General features: G+C 70.0%; 12 protein-coding genes. 1 reads left to right on the forward strand and 11 read right to left on the reverse strand.

The annotated features are described in order from the left end of the window. Nucleotides 1-11: 11 nt before the first annotated feature. Both ACODT0_RS38895 and ACODT0_RS38900 read right to left on the reverse strand, forming a co-directional pair. Nucleotides 12-1460, reverse strand: coding sequence for an amidase (locus ACODT0_RS38895; protein WP_489043775.1), 1449 nt, complete (start codon nucleotides 1458-1460; stop codon nucleotides 12-14). Between the two features lie 34 nt (nucleotides 1461-1494). Continuing rightward, complete coding sequence (locus ACODT0_RS38900; protein WP_489043776.1) at nucleotides 1495-2487, reverse strand: ABC transporter ATP-binding protein; 993 nt, start codon at nucleotides 2485-2487, stop codon at nucleotides 1495-1497. Nucleotides 2488-2825: 338 nt separating this feature from the next. On the opposite strand from ACODT0_RS38900, the gene ACODT0_RS38905 reads away from it, so the two are divergent. Continuing rightward, on the forward strand, nucleotides 2826-4037 hold the full coding sequence (locus tag ACODT0_RS38905; RefSeq protein ID WP_489043777.1) for an IS110 family RNA-guided transposase: 1212 nt from the start codon (nucleotides 2826-2828) through the stop codon (nucleotides 4035-4037). A gap of 11 nt (nucleotides 4038-4048) precedes the next feature. Here the strand turns inward: ACODT0_RS38905 and ACODT0_RS38910 are convergent, their stop codons facing one another. The 9 genes from ACODT0_RS38910 to ACODT0_RS38950 all read right to left on the reverse strand — a co-directional run bounded on the left by ACODT0_RS38910 (nucleotide 4049) and on the right by ACODT0_RS38950 (nucleotide 15238). Beyond that, nucleotides 4049-5131 (reverse strand): ABC transporter ATP-binding protein, encoded by a 1083-nt coding sequence (locus tag ACODT0_RS38910; protein WP_057597734.1) that lies wholly within the window; start codon nucleotides 5129-5131, stop codon nucleotides 4049-4051. Nucleotides 5132-5141: 10 nt separating this feature from the next. After that, nucleotides 5142-6017 (reverse strand): ABC transporter permease, encoded by an 876-nt coding sequence (locus tag ACODT0_RS38915; protein WP_057597733.1) that lies wholly within the window; start codon nucleotides 6015-6017, stop codon nucleotides 5142-5144. Nucleotides 6018-6027: 10 nt separating this feature from the next. Then, nucleotides 6028-6963 (reverse strand): ABC transporter permease, encoded by a 936-nt coding sequence (locus tag ACODT0_RS38920; RefSeq protein ID WP_057597732.1) that lies wholly within the window; start codon nucleotides 6961-6963, stop codon nucleotides 6028-6030. A 12-nt stretch (nucleotides 6964-6975) separates the two neighbouring features. Further along, nucleotides 6976-8577 carry an ABC transporter substrate-binding protein gene (locus ACODT0_RS38925; RefSeq protein ID WP_489043778.1) on the reverse strand — a complete coding sequence of 534 codons (1602 nt, stop codon included), beginning with the start codon at nucleotides 8575-8577 and terminating at the stop codon, nucleotides 6976-6978. Between the two features lie 207 nt (nucleotides 8578-8784). Then, complete coding sequence (locus ACODT0_RS38930; RefSeq protein WP_489043779.1) at nucleotides 8785-11055, reverse strand: penicillin acylase family protein; 2271 nt, start codon at nucleotides 11053-11055, stop codon at nucleotides 8785-8787. 52 nt (nucleotides 11056-11107) lie between these two features. After that, a complete protein-coding gene (locus tag ACODT0_RS38935) occupies nucleotides 11108-12565 on the reverse strand; it encodes an amidase (protein ID WP_489043780.1) in 1458 nt (485 codons plus the stop codon). Further along, complete coding sequence (locus tag ACODT0_RS38940) at nucleotides 12562-13608, reverse strand: transketolase family protein (protein WP_082322229.1); 1047 nt, start codon at nucleotides 13606-13608, stop codon at nucleotides 12562-12564. Before ACODT0_RS38940 ends, ACODT0_RS38935 begins: the two co-directional genes overlap by 4 nt. Beyond that, nucleotides 13605-14492, reverse strand: coding sequence for a transketolase (locus ACODT0_RS38945; protein ID WP_057597253.1), 888 nt, complete (start codon nucleotides 14490-14492; stop codon nucleotides 13605-13607). The genes ACODT0_RS38940 and ACODT0_RS38945 overlap by 4 nt, the downstream gene beginning before the upstream one ends. Beyond that, on the reverse strand, nucleotides 14489-15238 hold the full coding sequence (locus ACODT0_RS38950; protein ID WP_057597252.1) for a GntR family transcriptional regulator: 750 nt from the start codon (nucleotides 15236-15238) through the stop codon (nucleotides 14489-14491). Before ACODT0_RS38950 ends, ACODT0_RS38945 begins: the two co-directional genes overlap by 4 nt. Nucleotides 15239-15284 lie beyond the last annotated feature (46 nt).

The following is a 15284-nucleotide window of genomic DNA, read 5'->3' on the forward strand; positions in this document are numbered from 1 at the left end:
GCGGGGCAACTTCAGGACGTGGCCGGAAACGCTTCCGGCCGGCGGTCCGCCCAGGGCGCCGCGCGCTCGATCTGCCCCGCGAGCTGGTACAGCGTGTCCTCCGCGCCGAAACGCCCCGTGAACTGCACGCCGATCGGCAGGCCTTCGGTCGACCAGTGCAGCGGCACCGACATCGCGGGGTTGCCGGCCACGTTCCAGATCGAGGTGTAGCCCGTGTGGCTGCGCGCGATGGCCTTGTAGGTCGCGAGGTCGGTGCTCTCCATGTCGACCTCGCCGAGCTTGTGCGGCGGCGTGGCGCAGACGGGTCCGAGCAGCATGTCCCACTTCTCGAACTGCTGGCCCAGCGCGCGGCTCGCGCGCTGCAGGGTCTGGATGGCGTTGAGGTAGGTCTGCGCGCTCACCTCGCGGCCGGCCTCGGCGAACAGCGCGGTCACGCGCTGCAGGTCGCGGCCGCTGAAGTCGCGGCCCAGTTGCCGGTTGCGGCGCAGCAGCGAGGTGTACATGCTGGCGTGGATGATGTCGGCGCGGCACTGGATGTACTCGTCGTCGGAGATCACGTCGTCCAGCGCGGGATCGACCCACTCGACCTGGTGGCCCAGCGATTCGCACAGCTTCGCCGCGTTCTCGACGCCGGCGCGCACCTGCGGATCGAGCGTCACGGCCTCGAAGGACTTGAGCGAGACGGCGATGCGCAGGCGCTGCGGATCGCGCTTCGTCAGCTCGAGGTACGAGGCTGCGGGCGGCGGTGCCCAGTACGGATCGCCGGGCGCGGCGCCCTGCGAGACGTCGAGCAGCACGGCGCTGTCGCGCACCGAGCGCGTCACCACGTGGTGGATGGTCATGCCGGCCCAGCTCTCGCTGATGTGCGGGCCGAGCGGCACGCGCGCGCGCGTGGGCTTGAGGCCGAACAGGCCGCAGTGCGAAGCGGGGATGCGGATCGAGCCGCCGCCGTCGGCCGCGTGCGCGCTCGGGATGATGCCGCCGGCCACGGCCGCGGCGGCGCCGCCGCTCGAACCGCCCGTGGTGTGCTCCAGGCTCCACGGGTTGCGGCAGGGGCCGAACATCTCGGGTTCGTTGGTGGCGCTGATGCCGAATTCCGACAGGCTCGACTTGCCGAAGATCACGAGGCCGGCGCGCACGTAGCGCTCGGCCAGGGTGCTGTCGATCGGCGAGCTGAAGTCGGCGAACAGGCGCGAGGCGCTGGTGGTCTTGGTGCCGGCATAGAACACGCCCAGGTCCTTGAGCAGGAAGGGCACGCCGCGCAGCGGGCCGTCGGGCAGGCCTTGCGCGATGCGGTCGCGCGCGAGGTCGAAGAAGCGCGTGGTGACGGCGTTGAGCACGGTGTCGCGCGCCTCGGTGCGGGCAATGGCTTCGTCGAGCAGTTCCTCGGCCTTGAGCTCGCGGCGGCGGACCAGGTCGGCCATAGCCACGGCATCGAGCTTGTCGTATTCGGCAATCATCGGTATCGCTTTCCTTGTGTGAGTGGATATGCAGTCAGCGGAAATGGCAGGCCACCCATTGGCCCGCCGTCTTTTGTTCGAGCACCGGCTCCTCCTCGGCGCAGCGCGCCTGCGCCATCGGGCAGCGCGTGTGGAAGCGGCAGCCCGAGGGCGGCGCGGCCGGGTTGGGCGGATCGCCCTTGAGCAGCCGGCGCTGCGTGCGCACGCGCGGGTCGGGCACGGGCACCGCCGACAGCAGGATCTCGGTGTAGGGATGCAGCGGCGCGCGAAACAGCGTGTCGCGCCCGGCGATCTCGACGATCTTGCCGAGGTACATCACGGCCACGCGGTGGCTGATGTGGCGCACCACCGCGAGGTCGTGCGCGACGAACAGGTAGGCGATGCCGAACTCGGCCTGCAGGTCGGTCAGCAGGTTGATCACCTGCGCCTGCACCGACACGTCGAGCGCCGACACCGGCTCGTCGCAGACGATCAGCTTCGGGTTCAGCGCCAGGGCGCGCGCGATGCCCAGGCGCTGGCGCTGGCCGCCCGAGAACTCGTGCGGCAGCTTCTTCATGGCCTCGGGCCGCAGGCCGACCTTCGAGAACAGCCACGCCACGCGCTCGTTGCGCTGCGCGTCGTTCGACTCGCCGAAGTTGCGCAGCGGCTCCGCCACCAGCTCGCCGGCCGTCATGCGCGGATTGAGCGAGGCGTAGGGGTCCTGGAAGATGATCTGCATCTCGCGCCGCTGCTCGCGCATCGCGCCGGCGTCGAGCGAGAGCAGGTCGCGCCCATTGAGTTGCACCGTGCCCGAGGTCGGCTCGATCAGCCGCAGGATCGACTTGCCGGTGGTGGTCTTGCCGCAGCCCGACTCGCCGACCAGCGCCAGCGTCTCGCCCGCGGCCACCGAGAACGACACGCCGTCGACCGCGTAGACCTTCGAGGCCTTGCGCCGCGAGATCCACGAGCCCGGCGACTGGTAGTGCTTGCGCAGGTCGCGCACCTCGAGCAAGGGCGTGCCCGCCTCGGTTGTCGCGTTCGTGCTCACTGGCCTACCCTCCGTTCCCTGGATGCGTTGGATGGGCCACGACGCAGGGTGGTCAACCCTTGCTGAGCGGCACTGATGCGACGTGAACAGGGTCTTGGCTTGACCGAAGGAGTTGCATAGGCAGAACGTTCTGCCCGACTTCCGTGCCCCCGGGGTGACTGCCTGTAGCGCTGGCCATGCGATGGCCCGTATGAGACCCGCGGCCCTCGGGGTGCCGGAAGACCCAGACGGGCTACAGGGTGTAGCGCCAAGGTGTACCGCCAGGAGCGCCGATCAGTGAGCGACCCGCGTGGGCTTCCGACACGGCAAGTCATACCGCAAAAGCAAGGAGACTGTCTATGGGTACTTTCTTCGCCGGGCTGGATTGGGCCAGCCAGTCGCACGCGGTGTGCATCATCGATGCACAGGGCAGCGTGCGCGAACGCCTGGAGGTGGCGCACAACGCTGCCGGCCTGGCCGAGTTGCTGCGTCGCTTGAAGCATTGGCACTGTCCGCCGGTGGCCATCGAGCGTCCGTCGGGCCTGGTCGTTGACACCTTGGTGGAGGCCGGCATCGTGGTGGTGCCGATCCACCCCAACGCTGTCAAGGCCACGCGCCCACGCTACCGCAGCCACGGCGCCAAGAGCGATGCCAGCGATGCGTATTTGCTGGCCGACCTGCTGCGCACCGATAGCCATCGGTTCAAGCCACTGAGCCCGCAGGGCGTTGAGATCCGCGCCTTGCGTACGCTGGTACGCGGGCGTGACGACCTGGTGGCCACGCGGGTGCAATTGGCCAACCAGCTGCGCAGCCTGCTGGAGTCTTTCTGGCCAGGCGCTGGCGTCGTCTTCGCCGACGTTGATTCGCCCATCGCGCTGGCCTTCATCGAGCGCTACCCTACCGCGGAGAGCGCCGCCCGCCTGGGGCCCAAGCGCATGGCGGCCTTCTGCGCCCAGCACGCCTACTGCGGTCGGCGTTCGCCCGAGGAATTGCTGCAGCGGTTGCACGAGGCGCCAGCGCCTGTCTGCGGAGAATTGGAGATGGATGCAAAGGGTGAATTGGTGCGCTGCCTGGTGCGCACACTGATGCGCCTGGTCGAGCAGATCCGCCTGCTGTCCGCTCGCATCGAACACCACGTGGCTGCCAGCGACGACGGCCGCATCCTGATGAGCTTCCCACGCGCCGGGCGCATTTGTGCCGCACAGATCCTGGCCGAGTTGGGCAGCGTGCGTGAACGCTTTGACACCGATGCGCAGTTGGCCGCCGAGGCCGGCGTCGCCCCCGTCACCTACGCCTCGGGCAAATCCAAGGCCGTGGCGTTCCGGTGGGCCTGCAACCACCGCTTGCGCGCGGCCCTGACCTGCCTGGCCGATAACTCGCGCCATGCCAACGCCTGGGCCGCCGAGGTCTATGCCAAGGCGCGCGCCCGTGGATGTGACCATCCGCATGCCGTGCGCATCCTGTGCCGCGCCTGGGTACGCGTCATCTGGCGCGCGTGGGTCGAGCGCAAGCCCTACGATCCCGCTCATCACGGCGCCATGCAAAACATGCTCAGAACGGTCGGGGGTTGACACAGGGTGTCTCATGCGCCGGCCTCCTGCATCAACGCGGCCTGGGCCGTCGGTACCTCGGTCGTGCGCACCAGCTCATCGACATGGAAGCAGGCCGACAGGTGCGACGCGCCCGCGCCGTGTTCCTCGAGCGGCGGCACCTCGTTGCGGCAGCGCTCGCTGGCGAAACCGCAGCGCGGCGCGAAGGCGCAGCCGCGCACCGCCTCGTGCGGCGAGGGCACGATGCCGGGGATCTCGGTCAGCCGCGCACTGTGGGTGTTCATCGAAGGCATCGAGGCCATCAGCGCGCGCGTGTAGGGGTGCAGCGGACGCTCGAACAGGTCGAGCACGTCGGCCTCCTCCACCTTGCGCCCGGCATACATCACGACCACGCGGTCGCAGCATTCGGCCACCACGCCGAGGTCGTGCGTGATCATCACGATGCCCATGCCGAGCTCGCGCTGCAGGCCGCGCAGCAGCTCGAGGATCTGGGCCTGGATCGTCACGTCGAGCGCGGTGGTCGGTTCGTCGGCGATCAGCAGCTCGGGATGGCAGGCCAGGGCCAGCGCGATCATCACGCGCTGGCGCATGCCGCCCGAGAGCTGGTGCGGATACTCGTTCACGCGCCGCTGCGGCTCGGGGATCTGCACCAGCCGCAGCATCTCGGTGGCGCGCGCCAGCGCCTCGCGGCGCCCCACCTGCTGGTGCAGCATCACGGTCTCGGCGATCTGCCGGCCCACGGTCAGCACCGGGTTCAGCGAGGTCATCGGTTCCTGGAAGATCATCGAGATGCGGTTGCCGCGGATGCGGCGCATCTCGGCCTCGCTGAGTTTCAGCAGGTCGGTGCCGCGGTAGCGGATGGCGCCGCCGGCGAAGCGCCCGGGCGGGGTCTGGATCAGCCGCATCACGGACAGCGCCGTCACGCTCTTGCCGCAGCCCGACTCGCCGACCACGCCGACCGTCTGGCCGGCCTCGACGCGGTAGGAGACGCCGTGGACCGAGCGCACCTCGCCGGCCAGGGTGTCGAAGTAGGTGTGCAGGCCGTCGATCTCGAGCAGCGGCGCATCGCCCGCGCGGTGCGCCGCGCCCTTGGCGGCCAGGGGGGTGTCGTTCATGGACATGTCCTCAGAGCTGGCGCGCCACGTGCGGGTCGAGCGCATCGCGCAGGCCGTCGCCCAGCAGGTTGATCGCCAGCACCGTGAGCCCGAGCAGCAGGCCCGGGAACACGATGGGATAGAACACGATCGCGATCAGGTTGCGGCCTTCCGAGATCATGTTGCCCCAGCTCGGCACCTGCGGCGGCACGCCGACGCCGAGGAAGGACAGCGCGGCCTCGGCCAGCACGGCCGACGCGGCGATGAAAGTGGCCTGCACCAGCAGCGGCGCCAGGATGTTGGGCAGCACGTGCCGCCACAGGATGGTGCGCAGCCGCGTGCCCAGCGCATGCGCGGCCTCCACGTAGAGCCGCTCGCGCAGCGACAGCGAGAGCGCGCGCACCAGCCGCACCATGCGCGGCACCTCGGGCACGGTGATGGCGACGATCACCGTCGTCAGGCTGGCCTTGGTGAGCGCCATCAGCGCGATCGCCAGCAGGATGCCGGGGATCGCCATCAGGCCGTCCATCACGCGCATGATCGGCCCGTCGGTCCAGCGCACGAAGCCCGCCAGCAGGCCGAGCAGCACGCCCAGCAGCGTGGCCAGCAGCGCCACCGAGGCGCCGGTCACGAGCGAGACGCGGGCGCCCCAGACGGCGCGGCTGAAGGTGTCGCGCCCGAGCGCATCGGTGCCGAAGTAATGCTCGGCCGAGGGCGCCTTCATGCGCGCGATCGGGTTGATGGCCTGCGGATCGTGGGTCGCGATCCACGGCGCGCCCAGCGCGGCCGTGACCACCACCAGCAAGATCAGCACGCCGAGGATCAGCGTGTAGTGCTTCCGCAGCAGCCGCAGCGCCGGCGAGGGAGGACGCCGCGCGGCGCCGGGGTTCAGGATGGCTTCGGTCATTCGCGGGGCCTCAATAGCGGATGCGCGGGTCGAACAGGCTGTAGCTCAGGTCGACCAGCAGGTTGATCAGCACATAGGCCGCCGCCGACAGCAGCAGCAGGCTCTGGATCACCGGGTAGTCGTGGTGCTGCACCGCGTCGACCACCAGACTGCCGAGTCCCGGAATCGAGAACACGGTCTCGGTGACCACCACGCCGCCCAGCAGCAGCGCGATGCCCACGCCGATGGTGGTGACGATCGGGATCGCCGCGTTGCGCAACGCATGGCCCAGCACCGGCAGCACGCCCAGGCCCTTGGCGCGCGCGGTGCGGATGTAGTCCTCGTGCAGCACCTCGAGCATCGAGGCGCGCGTCATGCGCGTGAGCAGCGCGGTGTAGAGCAGCCCGAGGTTCAGGCACGGCAGCACCAGGTGCTTGAGCCAGGGCAGCACGCCCTCGGCGATGCCGCGGTAGCCCTGCACCGGCAGCCACTGCAGCTTGAGCGCGAAGGTGTAGACCAGCAGGTAGCCGGTGAGGAACACCGGCATCGAGAACGCGCACACCGCGAACACCATCACCAGCCGGTCGATCCAGCTGCCGGCGCGGTAGGCCGCGAGCACGCCCAGCGGGATCGACAGCATCACCGCCACCAGGATGGTGAAGAAGGCGATCGACAGCGTGGCGCCGATGCGCTGGCCCAGCAGTTGCGACACCGGCATCTGGTTGAACAGCGAGACGCCGAAGTCGCCGCGCACCACGTTGCCGACCCAGACCACGAACTGGTGCCACAGCGGCTGGTCCAGCCCCAGGGCGGCGCGCGTCTGCGCGATCTGCTCGGGCGTGGCGAAGTCGCCGACGATCAGCAGCACCGGATCGCCGGGGGCGAGGTGGATCAGCAGGAACACGATCACCGACACCACCAGCATCACCGGCACCGTGGCGAGCACGCGCCGGATCACATATTCCATGCCGCGGTCCCCTTACTTCTCGACGTTCCACATGATCGGGATGCCCATGCCGAACAGCTCGGTGCCCTTCACGTCCTTGCGCGCCGCGAAGGTGGCCGGGTACTGGCCGTAGGGGATGTAGGGCGGCGCTTCATAGAAGCGGCGCTGCAGGTTGTCCACCAGCTGCTTGCGCTTGGCGGCATCGCCCTCGCGGATCCAGGCGTCGCGCAGTTCGTCGATCTTCGCGTCGCAGGGCCAGCCCGGCACCACGCTGCCCTTGCACGACGAGAGCACCCAGCCGTTGGTCAGCGGCGTGTCGACGTCCGCATTCTTCGAGGCCGTGAGGTAGAGGCTCCAGCCGCCCTGCGCCGGGCCTTCCTTCTTGTAGACGCGCGCCAGCACCGAGGACTGGTCCATCACCTGCACGTCGAGATTCAGGCCGGCCTTCTTCAGGTACTGGATCCAGATCAGCGCGGCCATCGACTGCGTGCCGTCGGTAGGCTGCAGGAACACGATCTTCTCGCCCTTGTAGCCGGCCTCCTTGAGCAGCGCCTTGGCCTTCTCGAAGTCCTGCTTTCTGAAGGCTTCCGCGCCCGCGGCGGTCTCGTTGGGCGCGCCGCACATGAACACGGCCGGGCAGTAGAAGGACTTGCCGGGCTCGGGCGTGAAGCCCATGCCCGCGAGGATCTCCTCCTGGTTCACCAGGTGCAGCAGCGCCGCGCGCGCCTTCGGGTTGTTGAACGGCGGTGCCAGCGTGTTGGCCACCATGAACGGCTGCCAGATGCCGGTCTGCGCGAGACGCACGTTGGCGTCGGTGCGCAGCGCGGCCTGGTAGTCGGGCGGCACCACGTTGACGATGTCGACCTCGCCGTTCTTCAGCGCCGAGGTGGAGGTGTTGGCATCGGGCATGTAGCGCCACTCGACGCGGTCGAGCTTCACGCGCTTGCCGCCGGCCAGGCCGTCGGCCGGCTCGCTGCGCGGCACGTAGTTTGGATTGCGCACGAACACCATGCGGTTGCCCGGGATCCATTCGTCGCGCTTGAAGATGAACGGGCCCGAGCCGATGGGTTCGGGGATCGGCGCGTCGGGGAAGGCCTTGGCCTGCTTCTCGGGCACGATGAACAGCGTCTTGGCCGCGAGGATCAGCGGCACCTGACCCATGCCCTCCTTGAGCTGCAGCGAGAAGGTCTTGTCGTCGACCACCTTCCACTCCGCGCCCGAGTCGGCCAGCAGCAGGCCCATGGTCGCGCGCTTGGCCCAGCGCTGCAGCGTGGCCACCACGTCGGCCGATGTCACGGCGCTGCCATCGGAGAACTTCAGGCTCGGACGCAGCGTGAAGGTCCAGGCCTTGTTGTCGGGCGACTGCGTGAAGCGCTCGAGCATCTGCGGCTTGGGCTCGCCTTTGCTGTCGCGCGAGAACAGCGTGTCGAAGGCCATGTAGCCGTAGTCGCGCGTCACGTAGGTGTTGCTGAACAGCGGGTCGACCACCTTGAGGTCGTTGTTGATCGCCATGCGCAGGGTCTTGGCGGCCGGCGCGGGTGCGTTCTGCGCGCACACGGCGGTCGCGGCCGCGCCCATCGCGCATGCCACCGCCCAGCCGGCGAGCTGTGCGTACAGGGGAGGGGAATTCTTCATGAGCCGGGTTCCTTTCAGGGTTTCGAGGGTTCGTGGAAAAACGCTGGAAATCTCTCGATATGAAATTTGATACACGATATATCATGTGTCAAACGAAGACAATCCGGGCATCTCCCATGCAAGAGCTGTGCGCGCTTTCTCTTTTTTGCGCCGACCTTGCGGCAGGCGCTGTGCTCGCGATGCCGGCGGCGCTCGCGCGCCGCGGCCTCAGGCCGGCACGAGCCGCGCGTGCGAAGCGGCTTCGGCCGCCACGATGCGCCAGTCGTAGTGCATCGGCACCGTTTCCGCGCGCCGCCAGGTGTCGCTCTGGTCGGCGTAGTGCGCATCGCGCGGATCGCCGGCCGCGCCGTGGAACACGATCCAGCGGCAGGCCTCCCACTGCCCCACGTCGAACACGTAGCGCGCCAGCGAGGCGTAGTGCGCGTGCAGGCCCAGGTGCGGCAGGTAGCCGGTGGTGAAGACGGTTTCGTTGTCGCCGCCGATCGCGCCCATGTCGCGCGTCGCCACCAAGGGCTCGGCGGGGAACACCGGCGCCAGCGGATGGCGCAGCTCGAGCCGGTGCCGCTCGCCCCATGCCGCCAGCGGCAGGCGCGCGACCTCGGCCAGGGCCTCGGTCAGCACCTCGTCCCAGCTCGCGCCGCCGAGCAGCGCGCGATCGTCGGCACGCAGCAACTGCGGCACGCACCAGCCGAGCTGGTAGTCGATCGCCAAGCCGGGCGGCACGGTGCGCTGCCGGCTCACGTCGAGCGCGGCGAGCCCGCTGCGCCGCGCCACCGCGCGCGCCAGCGCCATGCGCAGCGAAACATAGGCATCGGCTTCCTGCGAGTCGGCCTCGAGGCGCGCGTCCCAGGCCACGAGGCGGTCGCGCAATGCACGCGATGGGGCATCGGCCAGCGTCAACGGTGCGAGCCGCGCACAGATTTCGCGCGCCGGCAGGCTCAGCGTGTCGCGGTGCACGGCCTCCATGCCCGCGACATCGGCCGATTCCATCGCGGTCAGCAGTTGCCAGATGCGCTGCGCGCGATGCGGCGGATGGCAGTCGGTGCAGAGATAGTCGTCATGGCGATCGACCACGCGGTTGTTGGCGGTGACGATGAGGCCCGCTTCGGGATCGATCTGGCGCGGCATGCGCTCCCAGTCGATCCAGCCCTTCCAGGCATGGCGGTCGAGCCAGCCCGGCACCGGCAGCCAGCCGTTGGCGGCCGCGCGCCGCGGCACCTTGGCGCGCACGTGGTGGCCGATGTGGCCCTGGGTGTCGCCGGCCACCAGGTTGTGGTCGACCAGGCCCCAGCCGCGCACCGACTCGAACAGCGCATCGACGCTGCGCGCCTCCATCATCGGGCGCATGCAGTCGAGCGAGCGGTCGGCCTCCACGTCGGCCGAATGGCGCAGCACCAGCGCGCTGCCGCTCCTCGCATCGCCGGCCACCACCGGGCCGCGCGCGGTCACGAGGATCTCGCAGTCCACGTCGGCCTGGCCGCGCACGCGGATGCGTTCCACGCGGCGCTCGACCTCGGCCCATTGCGCATCGCCGCCGCCGGGCGCATCGCTGCGCAGGTAGCGCCGGCCCTCGTCGGCGAAGCGCTCGAGGTAGACGTCGGCCGTGTCGACGAAGGCCACCGTCACGCACCACGCCACGTCGGGGTTGTGCGCGAAGTGCGGAAAGCCCGGCACGCCCGGCGAGGTCAGGCCGATCACGTCGAAGGCATCGCAGGCCAGGTGGCACTGCAGGTACATGTTGGGCATGTCGAGCACGCGGTGCGGATCGCCGGCCACCAGCGGCCGGCCGCTGCGGGTGCGGCTGCCGTGAACCGCCCAGTTGTTGCTGCCGCCGCCGGCCGCCTCGGTGTCGGCCTCGCCGATGAAGGCCGAGATGGCATCGGCCAGCTCGGCCATGTCGGGCGACAGGCGCCCGGCCAGCGAACCCGGCGGCAGGCAGACCAGCTCCTTGCCGCCGTCGTCCATGCGCAGGCGGTCGATCGCCTCGGCGCCGATCACCGGCAGCGCGATGGCACGCCACAGCTTCGGATAGACCGAGTTCAGCAGCAGCCCGGTCTGGCGCAGCACCGCGATGCTGTGCCATTCCTCCCAGGGCTCGGGCGTCTCGCCGAGCAGCGCGTACTCGGGCGACAGCTCGCCCTTCGCAATGAAGGCATTCACGCCCGCGGTGTAGGCCGCGAGCATCGCGCGCGCGGGGGCGCCGAGCGCGGCCAAGTCGCGGCGGCTGCACTCGGCCAGGCCGAGCCGGCGCACCAGCATGTCCATCGGCACGGCGGCCGGGCCGATCCATTCGGCATAGCGGCCGATCGCGCGGCGGCGCAGCGCGTCCATCTGCCACAGGCGGTCGCTCGCATGCACATGGCCGAGCGCGAAAAAGGCGTCGTCGGCATTGGCGGCGCGCAGATGCGGAATGCCCCAGGCATCGCGCCACAGGTCCACCGGAGCGTGCAGTCCCTTGAGCGGGCGGGTCGGGTTCATCGGGGGGTGCTCCTTGTCTCGTTCGTTCTGCGTGTGTGCGGGAGCCCGCCCCTCAATCCATGCGCAGCGCGGGTGGCGCCATCCGCAGGAAGGGACTGAGGCTTTCGTAGAGGTGGGTGAGTTGCAGCACCGAGAGGTCGTCGCGCGGACGGCCGATGATCTGCATGCCCATCGGCAGGCCGCGCGCATCGAAGCCCACGGGCAGGCTGATGACCGGGCAGCCCGACAGCGTGCCGGGCGTGACCACTTCCATCCAGCGGTGGTAGCTGCTCATGGCACGGCCCGCGATCTCGCGCGGCCAATGCTCCTCGATCGCGAAGGGGAAGACCTGCGCGGTCGGCAGCGCGAGGAAGTCGTGCCGCTCGAACAGGCCCAGCAGGCGGTCGTACCAGGCGGTGCGGTCGAGCGCGGCGCGGTAGAGGTCGTCGGCCGAGAGCTTGCGGTACTGCTCGATCTCCCATTGCAGCTCGGGCTTCTGCAGCGCGCGCGAGGCCGGTACGTCGTAATGCGCGCCATGCTTGCCGCCGATGATGAACTGGCGCAGCACGGTGAAGGCGTGCCAGACGCGTTCCCAATCGAAGTCGGTACGCACCGGCTCGACCCGCAGGCCCGCATCCCCGAAGCGCGCGAGCGCCGATTCGCACAGCGCGAGGATGCCGGGTTCGAACGGCAGGTGGCCGCCGAGGTCGCCGAGCCAGCCGATGCGCGCACCGGCGAAATCGCGCTCGAGGCGGTCGTGCCAGTCGGGCACCGCGCCGTCGAGCGACAGCGGCGCGCGCGCGTCGTAGCCCGACTGCACCGACAGCAGCAGCGCGAGGTCGTCGGCGCTGCGGCCCATCGGGCCTTCGGTGGTCAGTTGCCCGAGGAAGGCATCGCCGCGCGGCCAGAACGGCACCCGCCCCTGCGAGGGCCGCAGCCCCAGCACGTTGTTGAAGGCCGCCGGGTTGCGCAGCGAGCCACCCATGTCGGCGCCGTCGGCCACCGGCAGCATGCGCAGCGCGAGCGCCACTGCGGTGCCACCGCTGGAGCCGCCGGCGCTGAAGCGCGGGTCCCAGGCATTGCCGGTGGCGCCGAACACCGGGTTGTAGGTGTGCGAGCCCAGGCCGAACTCGGGCACGTTGGTCTTGCCGATGAAGATCGCGCCGGCCGCGCGCATGCGCTCGACCATGATCGCGTCGGCCGCCGGCAGGTGGTCGGCGAACAGCGGCGAACCGAAGGTGGAGCGCAGGCCGCGCACCGGCGCCGTGTCCTTGATCGCCTGCGGCAGGCCGTGCAGCGCGCCCAGTGAGTCGCCGCGCGCCACCGCGGCATCGGCCGCGTCGGCCTCGGCCAGCACCTGCTCGCGCTCGACGCGCGAGACGATCGCGTTGAAGCGCGGGTTCAGCGCATCGACCTGCTGCAGGAAGGCGCTCACCACCTCGCGCGACGACAGCGCGCGGCGCCGGATCAGCGCCGCCAGCTCGCGCGCGGGCAGCCGGCAGAGCTCGGGCACCAGCACGGTATCGGTCATCGCGTCTTCTCGCCCGAAGCCAGTGCCGCGCGCACCGCGTCGGCGATGCCCTGCGCCGTGAGGCCGTGGCGCTCGAACAGCCAGGGCATCGACGCGCCCTGCGCGAAGCGGTCGCGCACGCCCAGGCGCACCAGCCGCGTGCCGGCGCCGGCCTCGGCCAGCACCTCGGCCACGGCCGAGCCCAGGCCGCCGACGATCGAGTGGTTCTCCACCGTCACGATCAGGCGCCGGCGCGCGAGCTGCCGCTGGATGAAGGCCTCGTCGAAAGGCTTGAGCGTGTGCGCATTGGCCACGGCGACCGCGATGCCCTGCGCACGCAGCGCGCGCGCCGCCGCCTTCGCGGGCTCGACCATCAGGCCGCTCGCGACGATCAACGCCTCGCCATCGCCGTCGTCCAGCGGCTGGATGCGGCCGAGCTCGAGCGGCTCCCAGGGCGTGCCTTCGGGCAGGGCCGCGGACGCGCGCAGCAGCCGCAGATAGACCGGGCCCTTGTGGTCGGCGGCCGCGCGCACCGCGGCCGGCACCTGCGCCGGGCCCGAGGGCTCGATCACCGTCATGTTCGGCAGCGCGCGCATCAGCGCGATGTCGTCGATCGCCTGGTGGCTCACGCCGAGGATGGTCGACAGGCCCGGCAGGAAACCGACGATCTTGACGTCAGTGCGCGGGTAGGCGACCTGCATCGCGATCTGGTCGAAGGGCCGGCGCGTGGCGAACACGCAGAAGGTATGGACCCAGGCCTGCAGCCCGCTGCGCGCGAGGCCGCCGGCCACGCCCACCATGTTGGCCTCGGCGATGCCGGGGTTCAGGAAGCGCTCGGGAAAGGTGTCGCGGAAGATGTCGGTCTCGGTCGACGAGGTGAGGTCGGCCGACAGCGCGACGATGTTCCGGCGTTCGCGCGCCAATGCCAGCAGCGCCTCGCCGTAGTAGCGCGGCACCGAAGATGCACCCGCCGATTGCGCGGCCGACATCGCGGTGTGGGCACCGCCCTGCGTGAAGTCCTCGACCTCGAGTGTGCGCGCCGGCGCCTTGATGTTCGCGTTCATGCCATCTCTCCCAGTTCGCGCAGCGCCGCGTCGGCCACCTCGGCCGGCAGCTTCGCGTTGTGGCTGATCACGCCCTCGAGCAGGCTCACGCCCTTGCCGGGCACCGTGGTGGCGACGATCATGGTCGGCCGCGCGGTCTGCCCGCGCGCGGCCGCGAAGGCCGCGAGCAGCGCCTCGAGGTCGTGGCCGTCGAGCTCGATCACCTGCCAGTTGAAGGCACGGAACTTGTCGGCGATGGGCGAGAGGCGCAGCACGCTGTCGGTGTGGCCCTCGACCTGCATCCAGTTGAGGTCGAGCACCACGCAGAGGTTGTGCAGGCCCTCGGAGCCCGCGAGCATCGCGGCCTCCCAGACCTGGCCCTCCTCGAGCTCGCCGTCGCCGAGCACCACGTTCACGCGGTAGTCGATGCCGCGGATGCGCGAGGCCAGCGCCATGCCGGCGGCCACCGACATGCCCTGGCCCAGCGAGCCGAAGGTGCCTTCGACCACGGGGCCGAGCCGCTCCGAGACATTGATCTCGAGCGCCGAGCCGTCCTTCACGTAGTCGTCGAGCGAGACCGAGGGGATCATGCCGCGCAGCGCGAGCGCCGCATGGAACAGCGCCGAGTTGTGCGCGGTCGAGAGGATGCAGCGGTCGCGCTCCTCCCAGCGTGCGTCGGCGGGGTCGATGCGTGCCTCGTGGAAATAGAGGCTCGCGAAGATCTCGGCGGCGCCCAGGCCCTGCTGCACATAGCCCTGGCCATGGCGGCGCACGAGCTCGATGACCTGGCGGCGCAAGGTGTGCGCCACGCGCCGGAGTTGCGGCACGGGCAGCGCGAGGCGGTCGCGGCGTTGCCAATCGGGAGGGAATGCCGTGGGGTGCAGGGCGCTGCCGGGGTCCGTCATGTCGGGCTTTTCTTTCTGCTGGAGGGGGGTGGCTGGTTGCGCAGCGCGAGCAGTTCCTCGGCGCGCGCGGGATTCGCATCGATTTCCTTCAGCACGCGCACGAAGTCGCGGCCGCCTTCGATCAGGTCGTCCTCGATGGCCTTGCGCACCATCGCCGTGTCGCGCAGCTGCAGGCCGCGCAGCACGTTCACATGCTGGTGCTCGGCCTCGTAGGTCGGATGGCCGTGCGGGTAGAGGAAGTTCAGCATCGGACCGACCTGCACCCAGATGCGGTCCAGCAGCTCGGTGAGCTGCGGCATGCCCGAGTGGCGGTAGATGCCGAAATGGAAATCGAAGTTGTGCTGCAGGGCCGCGCGGTAGTCCTTGGTCTTCTCAGCGCGCACCAGCAGGCGATGGCTCTCGGTGAGCTGCTTGATCGTGGCGTTGTCGAGCAGGGGCACGGCACGCTCGGCCGCCAGCGGCTCGAGCGCGAAGCGGATGTCGCGCAGCTCGAGGTACTCGGCCAGCGTGAGCTGGCGTACGCGGATGAAGTAGCCCTCCTTCATCTCGAGCGCGCGGTCGCGCACCAGCTGGATCAGGGCTTCGCGCACCGGCGTCTCGCTGGTGCCCATGGTCTTGGCCAGCTCGCGGATCTTCAGGCGCTGGCCCGGCTGGAAAGTGGCCGACATCAGCTGCTCGCGCAGGTGCTCGTAGATCTGGCTCGCGAGGTTGGTGCGTTCGACCACGTTGATGACGGGGGTTGCCATGGCTTCTCTCTCCTTGAGTGCGGGTGCGTGAATCGCGCGGCTATTG

This window comes from Variovorax sp. FG153 (assembly GCF_057809595.1).

Bases quoted from the DNA above. Each gene is read 5' to 3' on its own strand.
- ACODT0_RS38910 (WP_057597734.1), bottom strand. From the start codon at position 5,131: ATGAACGACACCCCCCTGGCCGCCAAGGGCGCGGCGCACCGCGCGGGC.
- ACODT0_RS38930 (WP_489043779.1), bottom strand. From the start codon at position 11,055: ATGAACCCGACCCGCCCGCTCAAGGGACTGCACGCTCCGGTGGACCTG.
- ACODT0_RS38905 (WP_489043777.1), top strand. From the start codon at position 2,826: ATGGGTACTTTCTTCGCCGGGCTGGATTGGGCCAGCCAGTCGCACGCG.
- ACODT0_RS38935 (WP_489043780.1), bottom strand. From the start codon at position 12,565: ATGACCGATACCGTGCTGGTGCCCGAGCTCTGCCGGCTGCCCGCGCGC.
- ACODT0_RS38920 (WP_057597732.1), bottom strand. From the start codon at position 6,963: ATGGAATATGTGATCCGGCGCGTGCTCGCCACGGTGCCGGTGATGCTG.
- ACODT0_RS38895 (WP_489043775.1), bottom strand. From the start codon at position 1,460: ATGATTGCCGAATACGACAAGCTCGATGCCGTGGCTATGGCCGACCTG.
- ACODT0_RS38925 (WP_489043778.1), bottom strand. From the start codon at position 8,577: ATGAAGAATTCCCCTCCCCTGTACGCACAGCTCGCCGGCTGGGCGGTG.
- ACODT0_RS38950 (WP_057597252.1), bottom strand. From the start codon at position 15,238: ATGGCAACCCCCGTCATCAACGTGGTCGAACGCACCAACCTCGCGAGC.
- ACODT0_RS38915 (WP_057597733.1), bottom strand. From the start codon at position 6,017: ATGACCGAAGCCATCCTGAACCCCGGCGCCGCGCGGCGTCCTCCCTCG.
- ACODT0_RS38940 (WP_082322229.1), bottom strand. From the start codon at position 13,608: ATGAACGCGAACATCAAGGCGCCGGCGCGCACACTCGAGGTCGAGGAC.
- ACODT0_RS38945 (WP_057597253.1), bottom strand. From the start codon at position 14,492: ATGACGGACCCCGGCAGCGCCCTGCACCCCACGGCATTCCCTCCCGAT.